Origin of the sequence: Enterococcus sp. DIV1283b, assembly GCF_051710965.1 — a bacterium.
GTDB lineage: Bacteria > Bacillota > Bacilli > Lactobacillales > Enterococcaceae > Enterococcus_B > Enterococcus_B lactis.
The window spans coordinates 2,355,137-2,373,831 of sequence record NZ_JBIOLR010000001.1; the positions used below are offsets into that span (position 1 = coordinate 2,355,137).

Below are 18,695 nucleotides of genomic sequence, written 5' to 3' on the forward strand. Positions count from 1 at the left end.
AGCCTTATTTTTGAGAGCAAAATATTGTGGGTGAGATTTCTTGATAAATGGTGTTCAGTTAGCTGACATTGATGATAAGCCAAAATTTCAAAAATAGTTGAAAAGCAATTTTCGTCAATCTCTTCTTTTTTCTTAAAACTAAGCGGCTTTTTCAAAACCTCTTTTTATCTAATAACAACTGTTTCCAATTCAACTAATTTTGCCCATGTTTTAATTTGATCGGTTGTTAGATTTAGCGAGACAACGGTATGATGACCGCCACCTGCCTGAATCCATGAATGAACACCTTCATGGAAATTCGGTTTAGTTTTCCATAACACACGTGCAACAGGTAAATTAGGTGCTTCAGTCGTTGGTTCAAAGGCTTCTACTTCATTGATCAACAGTTTATAATGCGTACCGAAATCTGCCATCGATACGACTACCCCTTCTCCTGCTTTCCCATCAAATACAAGACGCGCTGGATCTTCTCTATCTCCCATTGATAAAGGAGAAACAACGATTCTTGGTTTCGTCGCAGCAAGCGTCGGATCTACTTCCATCATATGGGATTCCAAGATTGCTTCTTGGCCACTAGCTAGCTCGTAAGTATAATCTTCCATGAATCCTGTATCTTTTCCTCGAGCCATGATTTTCAGCAACCGATCAATCGCTGCAGTTTTCCAGTCGCCTTCCCCAGCAAAACCGTATCCTTCTGCCATCAAACGTTGTACAGCTAGTCCAGGCAGTTGTTTCATTCCATAAAGGTCTTCAAAATTAGTCGTAAAAGCGTTATAGCCTCCTTCTTCTAAGAAACGGCGAATACCGATTTCCTGCTGAGCTTGTACTTTTACATGTTCTTCCCATGTCTTTTCTTCATAATCACCATAGTCGAAGGTATACAATTCCTTGTACTCTTCAAATAATTGTTCGACTTCTTCGTCTGATACGCGATCGATTACTTGTACAAGATCTCCGATACCAAAATAATCAACAGTCCAACCAAATTGAATCTGTGCTTCCACTTTGTCTCCTTCTGTGACACCCACGTTTCTCATGTTGTCACCAAAACGAGCCACTTTTATTCCAAAACTTTCATTATAGGCTACTGCAACATCCATCCAAGCAGCAATCTCTTTTTGGATCTCAGGTCGTTTCCAGTAGCCAACGACGATTTTATTTTGTTTATTTAATCGAGCATTGATGAACCCATATTCGCGGTCACCATGAGCGGATTGATTTAAATTCATGAAATCCATATCGATCGTTTTCCAAGGAATGCTTTCGTTATATTGCGTAGCTAAATGAAGCAATGGTTTTTGTAGAAGCTTTGTCCCACGGATCCACATTTTTGCTGGTGAGAAAGTATGCATCCAAGTGATCACACCTGCTACTTCTTCTCGATAATTGACCTCTTTCATGATTTTTGTGATCGTGTCAGCAGTAACTGCTAATTCTTGAAGGCGGATAGGATAAGGCAATTGGCCATTTTCATTCAGTTCATCGACCATTTCTTGTGCATGTTTCTTTACTTCTCGCAGTGCTTCTTCCCCATATAAATGCTGTGATCCTACAACAAACCAAAATTCTTTTTCTCCAATATTCAACATAATTAGCCACTCCTTTTATTTGTTTTGTCCGTAATACGCATTTTTTCCGTGTTTTCGTAAATAATGTTTATCTAAAATCCGTTGAGGCAGCTCTTCTGAAAATGAATTGAGCTGTCTGGTAAATAAATTCATCTTGCATACTTCATCTAGTACGACTGCGTTCATTACCGCACTTTGCGCATCTTTCCCCCAAGTAAATGGACCGTGTCCGTGTAAAAGTACCCCTGGAATTGCTAAGGGATCAATTTTGCGTTCTTTGAATGTTTCTATGATAACTTTTCCTGTTTCATATTCGTACCCGCTGTCGATTTCCTGTTGTGTCAAAAATCGAGCACAAGGTACCGATCCATAAAAAGTATCTGCATGCGTCGTCCCCATCGCAGGAACATCCAATCCTGCTTGTGCCCAGATCGTCGCCCATGTCGAGTGAGTATGGACGATTCCTCCGATTTGAGGAAATGAACGATATAAAACAGCATGAGTAGGCGTATCCGAAGAGGGATTAAGTTTACCTTCGATGATATGATTGTCCAAGTCCATAACGACCATGTCGTCTGCTGTCATCTCTTCATAATTGACCCCACTAGGTTTGATAACGAAATATCGTGTTTCAGGATCAAAAGCGCTCACATTTCCCCATGTATATTTGACGAGTCCATGTTTAGGCAAGTCAAGATTTGCTTGATACACTTCTTCTTTCAGTTGTTCCAGCATTTTCTATCACTCCTTTTTCTTGCAATTGATGAATCGCTGTTTTTTCAATGTCGATCCCCTCACGGTAACGTCTCATAAATATCTGATAGCCTGCTATTTCTTCTGCTGAAGGTGTGATGGTGACTCCCTGGTCTTGTCCAAACACGTCTTCTGCCAAGAAGTTTTTTAAAGACTTCCCATGCTGATCTATCATATAGGCTGCTAATAACGCGATTCCCCACGCTCCACCTTCTCCGGCTGTGTCCATCACTGTAACTGGTGCCTCCATAGCAGATGCTAGAATCCGCTGTCCAACTTCTGGTGTTTTAAAAATCCCCCCATGCCCCACTAAACGATCAATTTGGACATCCTCAGATTTCAATATATCCATTCCGATTCTCATTGCACCAAAAGCACTGGCTAAATGGATCCGCATGAAATTCGCTAAATCAAAACGGCTACCTGGTGTACGTACAAATAATGGCCTTCCTTCATTTACTCCTGTAATGTTTTCACCGGAAAAATAACCATAAGAAAGTAATCCCCCGCAATCCGTATCGCCTTCTAGCGCTTTGTTGAATAATACCGTGAATAATTTATCTCTGCTTATCTCCATACCCAAAGAATTTGTAAATTCTTCAAAAATACTGACCCAAGCATTGATATCCGAAGAGCAGTTATTCGTATGAACCATGCCTACTAGTTCTCCTGAAGGTGTAGTGACCATGTCGATTTCCGGATGGACATTTTCTAGTTCTTTTTCTAATACGATCATAGCGAAGGCGGAAGTACCAGCCGAAATGTTCCCTGTCCGTTTGGCTACACTGTTCGTAGCGACCATACCGGTTCCTGCATCTCCTTCTGGCGGACAAATCGGGATTCCTGGCTTCAGGTTTCCCGTAGGGTCGATCAGATAAGCCCCTGATTCGCTCAACTTGCCAGCTTCTTCTCCTGCTACTAGAACTTTAGGCAAAATGTGATCCAAATCAATCGCTACATGCTCTTTTTCGACTAATTGACCAAAAATATTTTTCATTTCTTGATGATAGGTTTTCGTTGAAGGATCGATAGGAAACATGCCTGATGCATCTCCTACGCCTAGTACTTTCTCACCAGTAAGCTGCCAATGAACATATCCTGCAAGCGTTGTCAAAAAATCGATTTCTCTCACATGTTCTTCTTTATTCAAGACAGCTTGATACAAATGAGCGATACTCCATCTCTGCGGAATATTGTATTGAAATTTTTCCGTTAATATTCGTTCTGCTTCTTCAGTGATTGTATTCCGCCAAGTACGAAATGGTACTAGTAACTGTTCCTTGCTATCAAAAGCTAGATAACCGTGCATCATTGCACTAAACCCAATCGACCCGATCGTCGTAAGATTTTCGCCATAGATTTCGAATACTTCTGCTGCCATTTTTCGGTAACTGACGCGCAGTCCTTTCCAAATATCTTCTAATGAATAGGTCCAGATACCATTTTCTAGTTTGTTTTCCCACTCATAACTACCAGCTGCAATAGGAGTAAAAGATGAATCAATCAATACAGCTTTGATCCTAGTTGATCCAAACTCAATCCCTAAAGATGTACGACCATCTATGACATCTAACATACTTTGCGCATTTACTTCCTTCATAATGATTTAACTCCCTCCTTCTCGTCAAACCTGATCAAACCGTCTTTTTAGTAGCGCTTACAATGATTATTGTATACTTTTGTACGTACATGTCAAGCGGTTATTTACAAGAACACAATAAAAAACGCTTGTTTTGTACGTACATAAGTTATAAAATGAAATTGCTTACAAAACCTGATCAACCGCCTTCTCGAAATTCTAGAAGGAGAGAATACTTATGAAAAAAGAAAAAAAAGTTTCCTCATCGTTTATTTATTTTTTTGGCGCATTTGGCGGCATTCTATTTGGATATGATATTGGTGTTATGACCGGCGCCTTACCTTTTTTACAGCATGATTGGGGTTTGGCAGGTAAAGCTTCTTTGATAGGATGGATCACGTCTTCGGTCATGTTAGGTGCGATCCTTGGCGGCTCTTTATCTGGTCTTCTTTCTGATAAGCTTGGACGACGAAAAATGATTCTTCTTTCTGCACTTATTTTTATGGCTGGTTCTGTCCTTTCTGCATCTGCCCCTCACAATGGTTCTTATTTTCTGATTGCAGCAAGGATTCTTCTAGGTTTAGCTGTTGGCGCTGCATCTGCCCTAGTTCCTGCTTATATGTCTGAAATGGCTCCTGCTAGACTAAGGGGAAGATTGTCAGGGATCAATCAAGTGATGATTGCTTCTGGCATGCTCCTTTCCTACGTTGCAGATTATTTGCTAAAAGGGTTACCTGAAACGATGGCTTGGCGCGTGATGTTAGGACTTGCTGCTGTCCCTGCACTGATTTTATTTTTCGGCGTTTTAGCTCTACCAGAGTCACCGCGTTTTCTTGTGCAATCTGGTCGCTTGGAAGAGGCAAAAAGAGTATTGAACTATATTCGGACACCAAAAGAAGCTGAACAGGAATTCGAACAAATCCAGCTGAATGTCAAACAAGAAAAGACAACCGTAACTTCTTGGCATACTTTGTTTTTAGAAAAGTATCGTTCGTTAGTTATTGCCGGTATTGGTGTAGCAGTATTCCAGCAATTCCAAGGAGCTAATGCTATTTTTTACTATATTCCGCTGATCGTAGAAAAAGCGACTGGGCATGCAGCGAGCGATGCATTGATGTGGCCGATCATCCAAGGAATCATTTTAGTTGCTGGTTCTTTGCTCTTTTTGGTTATTGCAGACAAGTTCAATCGGCGAACTTTATTGAAAATAGGCGGTAGCGTGATGGGACTTTCTTTCATCCTACCAGCTGTTTTAGGAACTGTACTGGATGCTCATACAAATTCGTTGTTGATTCTCTTGTTTTTATGTATTTATGTCGCTTTTTATTCTTGCACATGGGCTCCACTGACATGGGTAATCGTAGGCGAAATATTCCCGCTAGCTGTCCGCGGGCGAGCATCTGGCCTAGCCTCTTCTTTTAATTGGATTGGTTCTTTCCTAGTCGGCTTGCTTTTTCCTGTGATGACTGCTTCTATGTCTCAAGAAATCGTTTTCGGTATTTTTGGGATCATCTGCTTTTTAGGGGTTTTATTTATTCAAGAGATCGTACCAGAAACTCGTGGGAAATCTTTAGAGGAAATCGAACAAAGTGCATCTAAAAAAACTTATCCTAAACGTATTTCTATCCATCATTCTTAAAGATGTTGTGACAGCTCCAAATCGATATAAAAAATAAGAGGCGGTAAAAACCCGTCTCTTATTTTTCGTTTTCTTTTACTGTTTCCCGTTCAACTAGTACAGGTTCATAGAGAATATTTGGCTGTGCCCGTCCTTTTTCAATCGTTGTGACGATCCACCGTGCGGCATCTTGTCCCAACTTTTCTTTTGGATGCGTCAATGTTGTCAATTTTTTATTCCCTAAATGGCTTAAAGAAGAATCGTCTGTTCCTACGATCGATAGGTCATCTGGAATATGATAGCCATTTTCTGTCAACTTATCTAGCAATAAACTAGCTATTTGATCGTTATAGCAAATGATGCCATCTAAAGCTTGTTCTTCTTTCAACCGTTGTACTGTTTTTTCAGCGATTGTTTCTCGTGTTTCTGTGGTGAAAGTAATGATATCTTCCGTCAAAAAACGCACATTATACTGTTCACACGCGCTGATAAAACCTTTCATCCTGTATTTTCCTTGAAGATCGTCGATTTTTGTGATGAACAACAGACGCTGATGTCCTTTTTTTATCAAATATTCCGCTGCCATAAAACCGACTTTCACATCATCTAAACAAATATAAGAGGCATTTAACTCTTCATAAGCAGCATTGATCATCACCATCGGAATACCTTGTTCTCTCAAAGCAACATAAAGTGCTAAGTTTGGGTTATACTGATTACTTTTCGTAGGCTCAACGATCAAACCATCTACCCCATAAGCAATCATTTTCTTCAAACACTCTTTCTCCAATTCGTGATCGTTATTCGTACTGGCTAAAAGCAATGAATACCCAGATTCTCGTAATTCATTTTCGATTCCTCGAATAATCGACGGAAAAATATAATCAGAGAGATATGTGGTGATGACACCGATCGTTTTTGTTCTGTCCAATGGTGTTTTTTCTTTCTTATAGCTGTCATCTACATATGTGCCCGACCCTTTTTCTTTACGCAGATAGCCCTCATTTACCAACACAGCGATTGCTTGCCGAATCGTATGTCTGCTGACGTCATATATTTCTTGCAGCTTGAATTCTGAAGGAATGGTTGTATTTACTTCGTATTCCTCATGAAGGATCTTTTGTTTTATCTCATCTGCAATGTCTTGATATTTTGCCATTTGCCTTGCCCCTTTTTATTTGTACGTACATATGTATCCATTATACACAAGAAAGAGACAACTTGGAAATATCCAGTTGTCTCTTTCTGATTATTTCTTTCTCCTGTTTTTAGGAAACTATATTCCTTTTTCTAAACCAACCGGTGTTATTCTTTTATCTGGATTCTTTAGTCCAATCGCACCAACAACCGTCACTATGAGCACCAATACTGCTAGAAAAATATATGTTTCTTTAAATCCTATGCTGTCATACATTTTTCCAGCAATAGTAGAGAATGCAAAAACTGAGATTTGCTTGGAGAAATTAAACCCTAGAAGATATACAGTTGCTGACAATCGCCAATCGAATGCGCCAGAAATATATTTCATAACGGAAACAAGAAGCAGTGGCATTTCTACGGCTGCAATCAATCGAGCACCTGACAATACGATCCAGTTGGGAGCCAATGCACTAAGCATCACTCTTATAAAAATCAAACAGCCAAACAGGATCATCCCTTTTTTCGCACCGATTTTATTGATAAGACTCGGCATTGGGATCATGATCATCGCTTCCAAAGCTACTTGGATTGAAAGCAATCGACTGTAGATGATTGTTCCCTGAGATACCTCATGGAAAAAAGTCCGATAGTAGATAGCAAATTGCTGATCTACTACATCATAGATAGCGGCTGTCCCAACAAAGAATAGACACAAGAGCCAAAAGTTTTTATTTTTAAACAAAGTGAAAATCTCTTTTCTGGTCACTTCATTTTTTTCCTCTACTGGTACTTCACTGCTTTTAAGATTTACTTTATCTCCAAAAATCACTAATCCAGTCAAGATTGTCGCCATAAATGAGCAAAGCCAAAAAATAGAATTAGGATTTTGCGTAAAGATAATTCCGCCTACGAATGCCGCAAGAGCGCCAGCAATCGAACCGCCTAAACGTGAATGTCCGTATTCGAATTTATTCACTAAACTTGCCCGTTCAACGTAAGTCTCAACTACTCCTACGCCACCATTTAAAACAAAAGCTAGATAAATACTGCCGATGATCGCTCCAAAAAAAGTATTGATTGATAAAAGAGGAATAAAGAGCCATTGGAAAAATGGGCCAATGAACATTCCAGCTATCGTGATAGTTATCAATAGATTCTTTTTGAATGCTAATTTATCCGATAATATCCCAAATATCGGCTGGTAAAACAAAGAAACGAATGCCATGAACGAAAAGATGATACCTGCTTGCGTTCCGTCAAGATCTGCTACTTGCTGCAGCCATAACGACAAAAATCCGAAAACTGTTGCCCAGATAAAGAAATACGTAAAATGGGTGCCCGCAAAGCTCCAAAAATGATTCGATTCGTTTTTCATGATTCTCCCTCTTTCTCTTAGTCATTCAAATATGGAAGCGGCTTGCCAAAAATTGGGAAACCATCGTTACCCCAACCAAAAGCTTGTACTTTTGTGTGTCTGTTCGGGTCGTATAGCGGATCACCTTTGATCTCCGTATAGTCCCGACAGTGATAAACCAGAATATCTGTTTCTCCATCTTCTGCAATAGTAAAAGAATTATGTCCAGGTCCGTATTGTTGTGTAGAAAGGTCGCTCTGGAAAACAGGTTCTGTCACTTTTGTCCAATTTTCTCTTTTCAATAAGTCAGATTCCAAATCAGCATAAATCATTCCCATACAATAATTTTCGTCGGTAGCGCTTGCAGAATAAGTGATGAAAATTTTTCCATTCCGCATCAATACTGCAGGTCCCTCATTTACTTTAAAGCCCTTACATTCCCACTCAAATTCTGGTTTTGTCAGCATAACTGGTTCTGTTTTCAATGTCCACGGATTAGTCATTTCTGCTATATATAAATTAGAATTTCCTTCAATAGCATTGTCTTTTTGTGCCCAAACATAATATAAATGATTATTCTGTTCAAACACTGTGGCATCTAAACAAAAAGTATCTAAGTGCGACACCACTTGACCCTTTTCGTGCCAATTTTCGTCTACCATCGGATCTTGCGCTTCACACTCTAAACAATACATTCGATGAGTGAACAATCCATCAATAATCTCTTCTGTATGCGTTGCAGCAAAATAGATATACCATTTTCCAGCAATATAATGAATCTCTGGAGCCCAGATTAGTTTGCTCATCTCGCCCGTCTCATGTTTTCGCCAGATTGTACGTGGTGTTGCATAAGCTAGACCAGCAATCGTTCTTGAACGGCGTAATTCAATACGATCGTATGAAGGCACAGAAGCAATGAAATAATAATATCCGTCCTCATGTTTATAGATAAATGGATCTGCCCTTTGAATAATCAACGGCTTTTGATAATTCTCATTCATCTCTTTGATTTTTACTTCTTCTTGTACTTCAACTGTCATTGTGTCTCCTCCTTAATTAATTTATAAATGAATGTTACCTCTTAAAGAAAGCGTTGTCAATAATATTTTTGTTAATTAAAAAATAAAAATTAGATATAATTAATATAAACATTAATAATAAAAGCCGTAATTTATAAAACGATTGACTATATTAATGTTAGTGTTAATATATAGTTAACAGAAAAATAAGCGAGGAAAATTATGCAACTACAAATAAACGAGGAATCCTTACCGGTATATGAAGCATTAGCTAGCAAAACAAGAATCAGGATCATTCAGCTGCTTTCCAAAAAGAAGATGAATGTCAAAGATTTGGCAAAAGAACTTGGAGTAAGCAGCGCGATCACGACGATGCACGTGAAAAAGTTAGAAGAAGCAAACATCATCAAAACAGAGAAAATAGGACAACAAAAAATTTCGAGCCTTCGTGTCGATAAAATAGATATCAGTTTCCCAGAAAAAATATTCAATGCTTTTGACACGAAAGAAACATCGATACCTATTGGTCACTATACGAATTATGCAATTGAACCGACATGTGGTTTAGCGACGATCCATGACTTTATCGGAAAAGTGGATGAACCACGCTATTTTGTGGATCCTCGAAGGATGGATGCTCGTATCCTCTGGTTTACCAGCGGGTTTGTCGAGTATCAGTCACCTAATTTTTTGAATGCAGAGGATACATTAGAAATGTTGGAAGTTTCTGTGGAAATTTCTTCTGAATTTCCTTTTTCAAATGACAATTGGCCTTCCGATATCACTTTCAGCCTAAATGGCGTAGAGCTAGGAACATGGACGAGCCCTGGAGATTTTGCTGATATCCGCGGGAAATATACGCCTGACTGGTATCCAGATAATCTCAATCAATACGGCTTGCTGAAGACGATTCGAATCACCAAACATTTGACAAATATGAATGGAGAACCTTTGTCAGACATCACGATCAACGACATCCCTAAAGATCAAGACACTTGGCATTTGCGAATCGAAGTGAAAGAAGATGCCGAACATGTAGGTGGCTGTACTTTATTTGGTAAAGGATTCGGTAATTACGACCAGGATATCAAATTAAAAGTTTACTACAGCTGATACTTTTCTATTTTATAAAGAAAAAACAGCCACTCCCTATGAAGGGACGGCTGTTTTTTTATTTTATTGTTATTTCCAAAAATCATCCAAAACAGAAATTGGCAAATGACGTTTATGCTGCGTCTTGTTCCACCACGCTTCGATTTTTTCTTGTGCTTGAGCGGGAACTTCTTTTCCTTCTAGATAATCATCGATTTCGTCATACGTAACACCTAGTGCGACTTCATCCGCAATCATTGGTTTCCCATCTTCAAGATCTGCAGTCGGAATTTTTGTGTATAGCTTTTCCGGTGCATTCAATGCTTGAAGCAATTGTTTCCCTTGCCGTTTGTTCAAACGGAACAATGGTAAGATATCGGCTCCCCCATCACCAAATTTCGTGAAAAAGCCAGTGATGTTTTCTGCAGCATGATCTGTCCCTAATACAGCTCCTGCTCTTTCTCCAGCTACGGCATATTGTGTAATCATTCGTTGTCGTGCTTTGATATTTCCTTTGTTAAAATCGCTGATTTCCACACCTGCTTCATTTAATACTTGTACTTGTGCATCAACAGCTGGTTTGATATTTACTCGCAAACTGACATCAGGCTGGATAAAGTCAAGGGCAGCTTTTGCATCTTCTTCATCTGCTTGTTCACCATAAGGAAGACGAACAGCGATAAATTGATAGCTTTCATCTTTCGTTTCTTCACGCATTTCTTCCATCGTTAGTTGCGCCAAACGACCTGCTAAAGTAGAATCTTGACCACCGCTAATACCTAATACGAAGGTTTTAAGAAACGGATATTTTTTCAAATAAGCTTTCATAAAATCAATACTTTTACGAATTTCTTCTGTTGGATCAATTATTGGTTTGACACCTAATTCATTGATGATTTCTGTTTGCATGCTCATTTATTCTCCTCCTATGCTTCTGTATGAAGTTCTGCTACGCTTTTTTTCATTCGTTCCATCGTAGCCATTTTATGGTTCCAGCATTCAGTAGATAGATCGACCGGATATTTTTGCGGATTCAAGTCTCGTTTGTACTCTTCCCACAGTGAATCTAGATTTTCTTTTGTATATTCTTTGATTTCGTTTAGTACAGGTAGTTCGTATACTCTTTTTCCTTCGATAAAGATATCTTGTAAAACGGGGCGAGCGGTAAAATCCCGAACAGTTTTATTGATAAACGTATGCACTGGATGAAACATAAAGATAGCTTCTTCTTCTCGTGGATCTTCATCCCATAATGTGACATAGTCTCCTTCAGATTTCCCATCAGAGTTTCGAGTAATACGCCATACTTGTTTTTTTCCTGGAGTTGTCACTTTTTCCGCATTGCTTGATAACTTGATCGTATCCATCATGTTTCCTTCGCTATCTTCAATTGATACTAGTTTGAATACTGCACCAAGGGCTGGCTGATCATAAGCGGTAATCAGTTTTGTTCCAACACCCCATACATCAATTTTAGCTTTTTGCATCTTTAAATTCAAAATCGTTGCTTCATCTAAGTCATTCGAAGCATAAATTTTTGCTTCCGTAAATCCAGCTGCATCTAATTGTTCCCGAACACGCTTAGATATATAGGCCATATCTCCACTGTCGATACGTACGCCTTGGAAGTTGATTTTATCACCTAATTCTTTTGCTACGCGGATTGCACTTGGCACACCTGATTTCAACGTATCATAAGTATCGACTAAGAACACACAGTCTTTATGGGTTTTAGCGTACGCCATAAATGCTTCATAATCATTTCCATAAGATTGGACTAACGAATGCGCATGAGTCCCGCTAGCTGGTATCCCAAATATCTTTCCAGCACGTACATTGCTTGTTGCATCTGCTCCGCCGATATATGCCGCTCTAGTTCCCCAGACTGCCGCATCCAATTCTTGCGCTCGTCTAGTCCCAAATTCCAAGAGCGGATCTTCTCCGATCACAGATTTGATGCGAGCTGCTTTTGTCGCGATCAACGTTTGAAAATTGACCATATTCAACAGTGCTGTTTCTACTAATTGACAATGTGCCAAAGGACCTTCCACTTGGATCAATGGTTCATTTGCAAAAACTAATTCACCTTCACGAGCAGAACGAACCGTTGCTTTAAATTCAAAATTTTGTAAATACTCCAAAAACCCTTCAGGATAGACTTCTAAGCCACGTAAGTAAGCAATATCGGAATCACTAAACGTCAGATTCTCTAAATAATTGACTAACCGTTCCAATCCTGCAAAAACCGCGTACCCGTGGTTAAAAGGCATTTCTCGAAAATAACATTCAAAAACAGCATGTAAATCAGCTCGACCTAATTCCCAGTATGTCTGCATCATATTGATTTGATATAGATCCGTATGCAACGTCAAACTGTCGTCTGGGTAAGTATTATTCATCTTGTATTACTCCTCTTGGCAAGTTTTCATTTCCTACCCATTATAACAAAAAAAATTGATAGGAAAAGAAATCTTCATTATTTTCTGAAAAAGAGGTTGTGAAAAAGCTGCTTAGTTTCGAGTATTAAGAAAAATTTTGTGAAAATGGCTTTCCACATTTTTGCATAACCTCATGTTTATTGAATATTGTGACTTGTGACCGAGGAGTTGGCAGGAGAACACCGTTTATCCGGAAAAAAGGGCTGCGACAAGACTTTTGTCACAGCCCCTACTCTTATTTTTACTACTTCTTATAAAACAGATTTCACTTAATATTCGATATGAATCACCTTCTGCGGAATTTCTTTCCTCTGCGATATACATAGAAACCACCGACTAAAAGAACCGCTGCTAGGGCCCCGATAATGATATACAACAAAGAATTTGTATTATTTTCTACAGTAAAAACCTCATGATTGACTGAGTTTGCTTGTTCTTTCGTAATCGTAAAGTCTTTTGTCAGCAACCACTTTTGCCCTGTCACATCTTGTGCTTCGACTAAAAGTTGATAATCCCCCGATTCTAAAGGTTTCGTATTTCCAGCTTCCCCATGATAAATAGGCATAGCAAAAACTGATTCAGGAGCAATACCGCCATTTTCGATTTTTCGTGTCATTATCGGTTCTTCCTGTCCTTTTGAATGAACAGTTGCTTCAACGGTCACTCCCTTGATATTGATTGGTTGAGGATTTTCTAGCACAGCAATCACACCAGCATTGTTGGTGATCACTTCGGAACGTACCTCATTCAACTTCAGATCCGGCACAACTTCCTTGTCATTTGCGCTCATCATCAACCCAACCACATAAGCGTATTCGCTAAAAAAAGGCTGATTACTTTCTTCTTTTTCAGCTGAAAAATCTTTTTTCACTTGGATCCCGCCTAATAAGATTCCATCAAAGGAAGTATCAGGTGCTTGTACTTCTAAAGTAACGACTCCTGCTTTATTCCCTGGAATCACTGCTTCTTTTGGATAATCGACCAATGCGCAGATGGGTTGCTGAACGATTGACTCCTCTGGTAATTCATTTTGTCCGTAGTCAATCACTATGTTTCCGTTTGTCTGAGCTGTATTGACATTGATAAAGTACGTTTGCTCCTGGTCAGAAAAATTATTGATCTGGATCTGTAGTGTCTGTTTTGTTCCAGGTTCTACTCGTAAATCAAAGAATGAACGTCCTTCTCGCTGATTGTCCGGTAAAATAGGATGGACGCTATAGTCTGCTCCATGGTTTTCATCAGCAAAAACGACGATTCCAGGAAAAACTAGCTGTATTAACAAAATTATCAAAACCAATACTAAATGTCGTCTCACTTTTCATCCCTCCATTTTATGTAAAAAGGATGGAGTTAGCTTATCCGCTCCATCCTTTTGCGGTTGTTTACAAGTAAAACGAATTATTTTACTTAAATATTGCTGTTAGATCGAATCAACTGCTGTGTAAGTAACTGTCCCAGTATACTCTCCAACCGGTGTATTCGCTTTGACTGTTAGTGTTGGCGCTTCTGATGTGAGTTCATTTATATGATTAAAAGTACCGGAAACATAAGATATCGGAAGAGTTGTGGCAGATTCTAATACATTTTCTCCATTGATCGTAAGAGCAGAAGCAATATCATCTGTTAAATTTGTTGCACTGACTGTCAATACCCAATCTCCCGCAACTACAGCATTCTCCCAAGCTGCTGTCAGCTCTGTTGTATCTTCAACACCAGTGTATTCGCTGATCAATTCTAAAGCTTCTGTTTTGCTGGCTTCTAGCGGACGAAAATCGGAAGCTTGCAATGCGCCATCAAAAGTACCATTGACAGTTGTATTTGCGCTGATTTGCGCAACCGTATGTTCACCAAAATCGATATCAGGAACAGAATCTAGTGTAAAAATCCCTGGGTAAGTTGGAAGATCATCCACTACTAAAAAGTCAGTGATCTCCACTCTAGTCGTTCCATCCATTGGTTCACCAAATTCTGCTGCCATGACTGTTGGTGCAAAACATGTAAATAACATCGCACTTGTACTTAAAACCCCTACTAATTTTTTCATTTTTTGTCCTCCTTTTTTCTCATCAAAATTCTGCATTCACAAATCGCCAATAATGTTTCGAGTAGTAATGACCACTAGATGTCCCCTCAGGAAAAGAGAGTGTTGACTGCTCGCCAGGAATCGTATATGTAACGATTCCACGTTCTTTGTTTCCTGTTGACTGGATGATTGTACGATACTCTTTTCCTGCATCTTGGTGATCATATTCGAAAGCTTCCAATCCTTCGACAGCTTCTTCGTTCTTTCCGCTGAACATGCCTCTACCCAATTGATAATCAGCAGTCAAAAGATGGCCATCTTTTTTACAACGGAAGTCTTCTGTTTTCAGTTGTAGTTGCCATTCTGTGCTCTCTTTTCGAGAATCAAGAAAGGTAATCGATAAATCGTTGCTCTCTCGATGGATTTGATTGTGTTCATCTGTATAGCGCGATACGAACAGTAAATCATCAATGTATAGCATCCGTGGAAATTGTTCATTCAAAGGAACGATTTTCAGAGAAGTCGTGCCCTCGGTCTGTCCGTGAACAGCAGAAGAACAGCTAAACATTCCTATGAATAATGCACTCCATAACGCTAGCGAAAATCTATTTTTCATGTTTTTCGCCTCCACGTATTTGATGACGATAGACTAAAATAACGCCGATAATCAACAGCGTCCCAGCAAATGAAATCAATCCTGCCTTTGCTTCATTTGCCTCTGGAAAACTGCTTTTCTGTTTTTCTTCTCCCATTTCAGTCTGCTTTCCTATCTCCCGTTCATTGATTTCTATGACTGCATGCGTTTCACCAGCTTGGGTAGCAGCATTCACCACTGGCATCGATAACGAGAACAGGAGTAGAAGAAGAACAGAAATTATCCAGTATCGGATTTTTGATTTCATTGTTTTCTCCTTTCCACTTTTTTTCTAGTATCTAGCCAGCCATACGATCCCCCCTTTCAAAGCTAGCTTCTTGCTATAACACATCTTCAATTTTCCACGTGATCGTTCCAGAATATATGCCTAACGCCTCTTGATTGTTTAGCCGCAGCAATAGCCCTTCTTCCTCCGAAAATTCATACTTTTTGTCAATCTCAAGCGTTAAAGCAGAAAGTGCGATTTCTCCCCGTTCATTTTTGAACACAAGATACTCTTCACTAATCGCATGTTGCATATCCACATGATTTAGTTCTTCAGCGGATACGGTCACTCTATATGAATCTGATGTATTCAACGTGTTTCTAGTAACAACACGCATCCCTTCTTCACGAGCTTGTGCTTGTCTGTTCATTGGCAATTGTGATCGAGCATACTTCCAGCTGTATTCTTCTGTCACGAATTCAAATCCGATAAATCCTTCAACAGTGAAGGTTCCATTTAGCTCTAGATAAGTAATCTCATCATTGATAGGTCGATTATCAGTAAGGGTGAGCTTGATTGTATTTTCTCCTAGTTTGAAAACACCATCTGAATCTTTTAGATCGATTTTGAACCCTCGTGATTGATGCATTTTGAATTCTTCTTCTGCATCTGTGATTATCTGATTTTCAATCAATAACTCATCATTGATCCATACGCTGTAATACAAACGATCTAAGTCTGGATCAAGATAATCAAATGTAAAATGGAACGGATCTTGAAAATCAATAAATGTATTTTTTTCGCCAAACACTTCATTTGTCGTTCGTAAGTTGTCAATTTCTGGTGGGTGGTTAGGTTCACGCTGGATCTCGTATTCAACTGCATGTTCGACTTGAGCATGATAATACTCACCGGTTGTAGTGCCTGATCTACCAATAAACTCTACCCGTTCATAGACGTTATGGTTTTCAAGTCCTTGAAACTCTGGTTTTACTTTTGTTTTGTAATGCAACGTCACTTCTGTTCCTATAGGAATCTCGATAGCTTCCTCTGGATAAAAGCGCTGGGTGGATGAAACATAAAAAGCATTTACATCTATTGATGTAGCATTTTCACCGTCACTATCTAGTTCTTGATACGTAAAATATGGTTGATAGCCATCTTCTAATAAGATTAATTCAGTAAACTCAAAAGGATTGGATTTACTTTCTTCTTCATCAGAAGTCAAGATAGTGATACCATTATCTTCACTAGGATTAAGGAAGATACTACCATCGCCTTCTTCGTTGTAAAATGTAACGGTGTGTTCCAATTCTGTATTGATAGGGATTTTTTTGCCATTCACATTCACCGTCACACCTTGCTCTTGCGTTGTAATCTCATGCACCAATTCCCCTTGGACCTCAAATCGTGGATTGGTTAAAAAGATTGCTGCATCTGCACGAGGACTAAGAAGGGAAAATTCAGCAGTCGCAGTGAATCCCCAATATAGTTTCTTCGATGGAAGATTGGTAAAATAGTCATTGATATTGATGACGCCTTCTGTTATGCCATATCCTCCTGTTTGGCGCAGATCCTCCATTGTAAAGGTAAGCATCCCTGCTGGGGTAATGTTGATATCCAATTTCCACCAGCTGCCAGTCGAAAATTCACTGTTTCTGCCAAAGTCTTTTTTAAAAGATTTAGTAGTCGGATTACCCGAAGGCGCTGCTGCAATATGGGCACCAGAGAATTCTCGATCTCCTAATGCATTGAGATTTAGAAGAGGACCATTAGAAATTTTATTATCGAATTCAAGAATCATTCCATTCGCTATATATTTATCAATAGGAGCTATACCTGTCAAAAGATCTGGGTGATAATACGCTCCTAATGACTTAGGTGAATGCCCTGCTGTAGGATCATACATATTGTAGATACCCCGTCTGCTGAAAAACAAATTAGTAGGATTCCCATCATGAAGAAAGAACGTGATTCCCTCTGTATCTTCATCAAAATAGAGATAACTTGTAAATCCGATATCCGTAGACATGTTCGTAAAATCAATCCTGTTAGAACTTGTTGAAACCATATGCCCTCTGTTATATAGCAATGAACTCAAATTTGAAGGCGTCATATAACTTAATCGGTAGTCTTGATCTAATGTTGCGACATTAGGTGCAAGTGTGAAAATATGACTTGGTCTTGCAAACAAGTGATTTAAAGGAATAGCATCTGCAAAAGCACCATTCAAATTGGAATCTAATGTATTTGCGGCATAGGTTTCAACTTCTTCCGCTTCTGTTTGAGCATTTTCCACTGGTTCTTCTCTTGATGCTTCTGGCTTATCAGAAATCTCAGTAGGCTCCCCATTTATTTCAGATACGGCGGTATTTTCCGGCAAATCAACTGCGACTACGTACTCTGTCTGGTCACCAATGAATATCTCTTCTAATTCATCTCCTGTTTGTTTCATCAGTCTTGGCGTAATTTTTAGATGATATTGATTATATTCTTCTACTATGAGGCTTTTAAAAACGATTTCAATTCTCTCATTCTCCGAAGAAAAATCACCTGCGTAGTACCATTCCTCATCAACTGGTCCTACTTTTCCAAAGGTTCGTTCGATTTCCTGAATGCTTTCTCTCAGTAATAATCCTTCATGTTCAACTATTTCCAGCTTAAATTGCATTTGATATTCAGCTTCATCTTTTGCATGCTTCTCATACGTCATACTCCATTGTATCTGCTTCAGTTCCTCATCCATTTCGTAATCGATCACAATATTCGCATGTTCATCAGCTACTACTTTTTCAGACTCAGTCTTGGCAAAAGTGATCTGCGACAGTCCCGTAAGTTGCGATAAAAATAGTACAGCAACCATAAAAACTACACTGCCATAATGTGAGACAGTTTTCGTTTTTTTCATTTCCTCTCTTCCCCTTCTTGAATATTAGTGAGATTTTTTCAAAAAGCTCCGATATAGTCGTTCTCATCTTTTATCCGATACCTAAAATTTAACTTAATTAAAATAAGATTGCAAATAGATTAGAAAAAAGGTGTTAAAAAATATAATAACAAAAAAATACCGTAAACAGCCATTAAATCCATAATAAAAGGTAGCAATCAACTTAATAAAAAACATTGACCTATAAATAATGAAAGTGATTTCTCAAATAAATTGTATTTATCGATCAAATTTGAGACAATAAAATGGGAATAAAACCAAAAAAATGAGAAAAATATAATTTAAGTGGATATAAAGAAAAATG

Annotated in this window: 15 protein-coding genes; 2 read left to right on the forward strand and 13 right to left on the reverse strand. The window is 38.9% G+C overall.

Annotated elements, in window-relative coordinates:
* Positions 1-164: 164 nt before the first annotated feature.
* The 3 genes from araA to IGJ53_RS11570 are packed head-to-tail and all read right to left on the reverse strand — an operon-like array spanning position 165 to position 3,921.
* Positions 165-1,589 (reverse strand): L-arabinose isomerase, encoded by a 1,425-nt coding sequence (araA, locus tag IGJ53_RS11560; protein WP_438750259.1) that lies wholly within the window; start codon positions 1,587-1,589, stop codon positions 165-167.
* Between the two features lie 15 nt (positions 1,590-1,604).
* A complete protein-coding gene (locus IGJ53_RS11565) occupies positions 1,605-2,303 on the reverse strand; it encodes an L-ribulose-5-phosphate 4-epimerase (RefSeq protein ID WP_010732935.1) in 699 nt (232 codons plus the stop codon).
* The gene (locus IGJ53_RS11570; RefSeq protein WP_259742161.1) at positions 2,260-3,921 is read right to left on the reverse strand and encodes a xylulokinase; all 1,662 of its coding nucleotides are present in this window, start codon (positions 3,919-3,921) and stop codon (positions 2,260-2,262) included. The genes IGJ53_RS11565 and IGJ53_RS11570 overlap by 44 nt, the downstream gene beginning before the upstream one ends.
* A 217-nt stretch (positions 3,922-4,138) precedes the next feature.
* On the opposite strand from IGJ53_RS11570, the gene IGJ53_RS11575 reads away from it, so the two are divergent.
* Entirely contained in the window at positions 4,139-5,539 is a 1,401-nt protein-coding gene (locus tag IGJ53_RS11575; RefSeq protein ID WP_259742162.1) for a sugar porter family MFS transporter, read from the forward strand.
* 58 nt (positions 5,540-5,597) lie between these two features.
* On the opposite strand, the gene IGJ53_RS11580 is transcribed toward IGJ53_RS11575, so the two are convergent.
* The 3 genes from IGJ53_RS11580 to IGJ53_RS11590 all read right to left on the reverse strand — a co-directional run bounded on the left by IGJ53_RS11580 (position 5,598) and on the right by IGJ53_RS11590 (position 9,052).
* On the reverse strand, positions 5,598-6,677 hold the full coding sequence (locus IGJ53_RS11580) for a GntR family transcriptional regulator (RefSeq protein ID WP_259742163.1): 1,080 nt from the start codon (positions 6,675-6,677) through the stop codon (positions 5,598-5,600).
* Between the two features lie 117 nt (positions 6,678-6,794).
* Positions 6,795-8,033 (reverse strand): oligosaccharide MFS transporter, encoded by a 1,239-nt coding sequence (locus IGJ53_RS11585; RefSeq protein ID WP_010732931.1) that lies wholly within the window; start codon positions 8,031-8,033, stop codon positions 6,795-6,797.
* Positions 8,034-8,050: 17 nt separating this feature from the next.
* A complete protein-coding gene (locus tag IGJ53_RS11590; protein WP_002374797.1) occupies positions 8,051-9,052 on the reverse strand; it encodes a glycoside hydrolase family 43 protein in 1,002 nt (333 codons plus the stop codon).
* 201 nt (positions 9,053-9,253) lie between these two features.
* Here IGJ53_RS11590 and IGJ53_RS11595 point away from each other — a divergent pair, with 201 nt between their 5' ends.
* Complete coding sequence (locus IGJ53_RS11595) at positions 9,254-10,144, forward strand: ArsR/SmtB family transcription factor (protein ID WP_002310057.1); 891 nt, start codon at positions 9,254-9,256, stop codon at positions 10,142-10,144.
* Positions 10,145-10,213: 69 nt separating this feature from the next.
* On the opposite strand, the gene nadE is transcribed toward IGJ53_RS11595, so the two are convergent.
* The 7 genes from nadE to IGJ53_RS11630 form a co-directional block, all read right to left on the reverse strand.
* Positions 10,214-11,038 (reverse strand): ammonia-dependent NAD(+) synthetase, encoded by an 825-nt coding sequence (gene nadE, locus IGJ53_RS11600; protein ID WP_259742164.1) that lies wholly within the window; start codon positions 11,036-11,038, stop codon positions 10,214-10,216.
* 11 nt (positions 11,039-11,049) lie between these two features.
* Complete coding sequence (locus IGJ53_RS11605; RefSeq protein WP_002374800.1) at positions 11,050-12,522, reverse strand: nicotinate phosphoribosyltransferase; 1,473 nt, start codon at positions 12,520-12,522, stop codon at positions 11,050-11,052.
* A 325-nt stretch (positions 12,523-12,847) separates the two neighbouring features.
* Positions 12,848-13,876 (reverse strand): DUF916 and DUF3324 domain-containing protein, encoded by a 1,029-nt coding sequence (locus IGJ53_RS11610; RefSeq protein WP_259742165.1) that lies wholly within the window; start codon positions 13,874-13,876, stop codon positions 12,848-12,850.
* Positions 13,877-13,981: 105 nt separating this feature from the next.
* Positions 13,982-14,605, reverse strand: coding sequence for a hypothetical protein (locus tag IGJ53_RS11615; RefSeq protein ID WP_010732928.1), 624 nt, complete (start codon positions 14,603-14,605; stop codon positions 13,982-13,984).
* Between the two features lie 22 nt (positions 14,606-14,627).
* Positions 14,628-15,200, reverse strand: a complete 573-nt coding sequence (locus IGJ53_RS11620; RefSeq protein ID WP_002374805.1) for a hypothetical protein — start codon at positions 15,198-15,200, stop codon at positions 14,628-14,630.
* The gene (locus IGJ53_RS11625; protein ID WP_010732927.1) at positions 15,190-15,486 is read right to left on the reverse strand and encodes a hypothetical protein; all 297 of its coding nucleotides are present in this window, start codon (positions 15,484-15,486) and stop codon (positions 15,190-15,192) included. The genes IGJ53_RS11620 and IGJ53_RS11625 overlap by 11 nt, the downstream gene beginning before the upstream one ends.
* Positions 15,487-15,559: 73 nt before the next feature.
* Entirely contained in the window at positions 15,560-18,352 is a 2,793-nt protein-coding gene (locus IGJ53_RS11630) for a hypothetical protein (protein WP_259742166.1), read from the reverse strand.
* Positions 18,353-18,695: the final 343 nt, after the last annotated feature.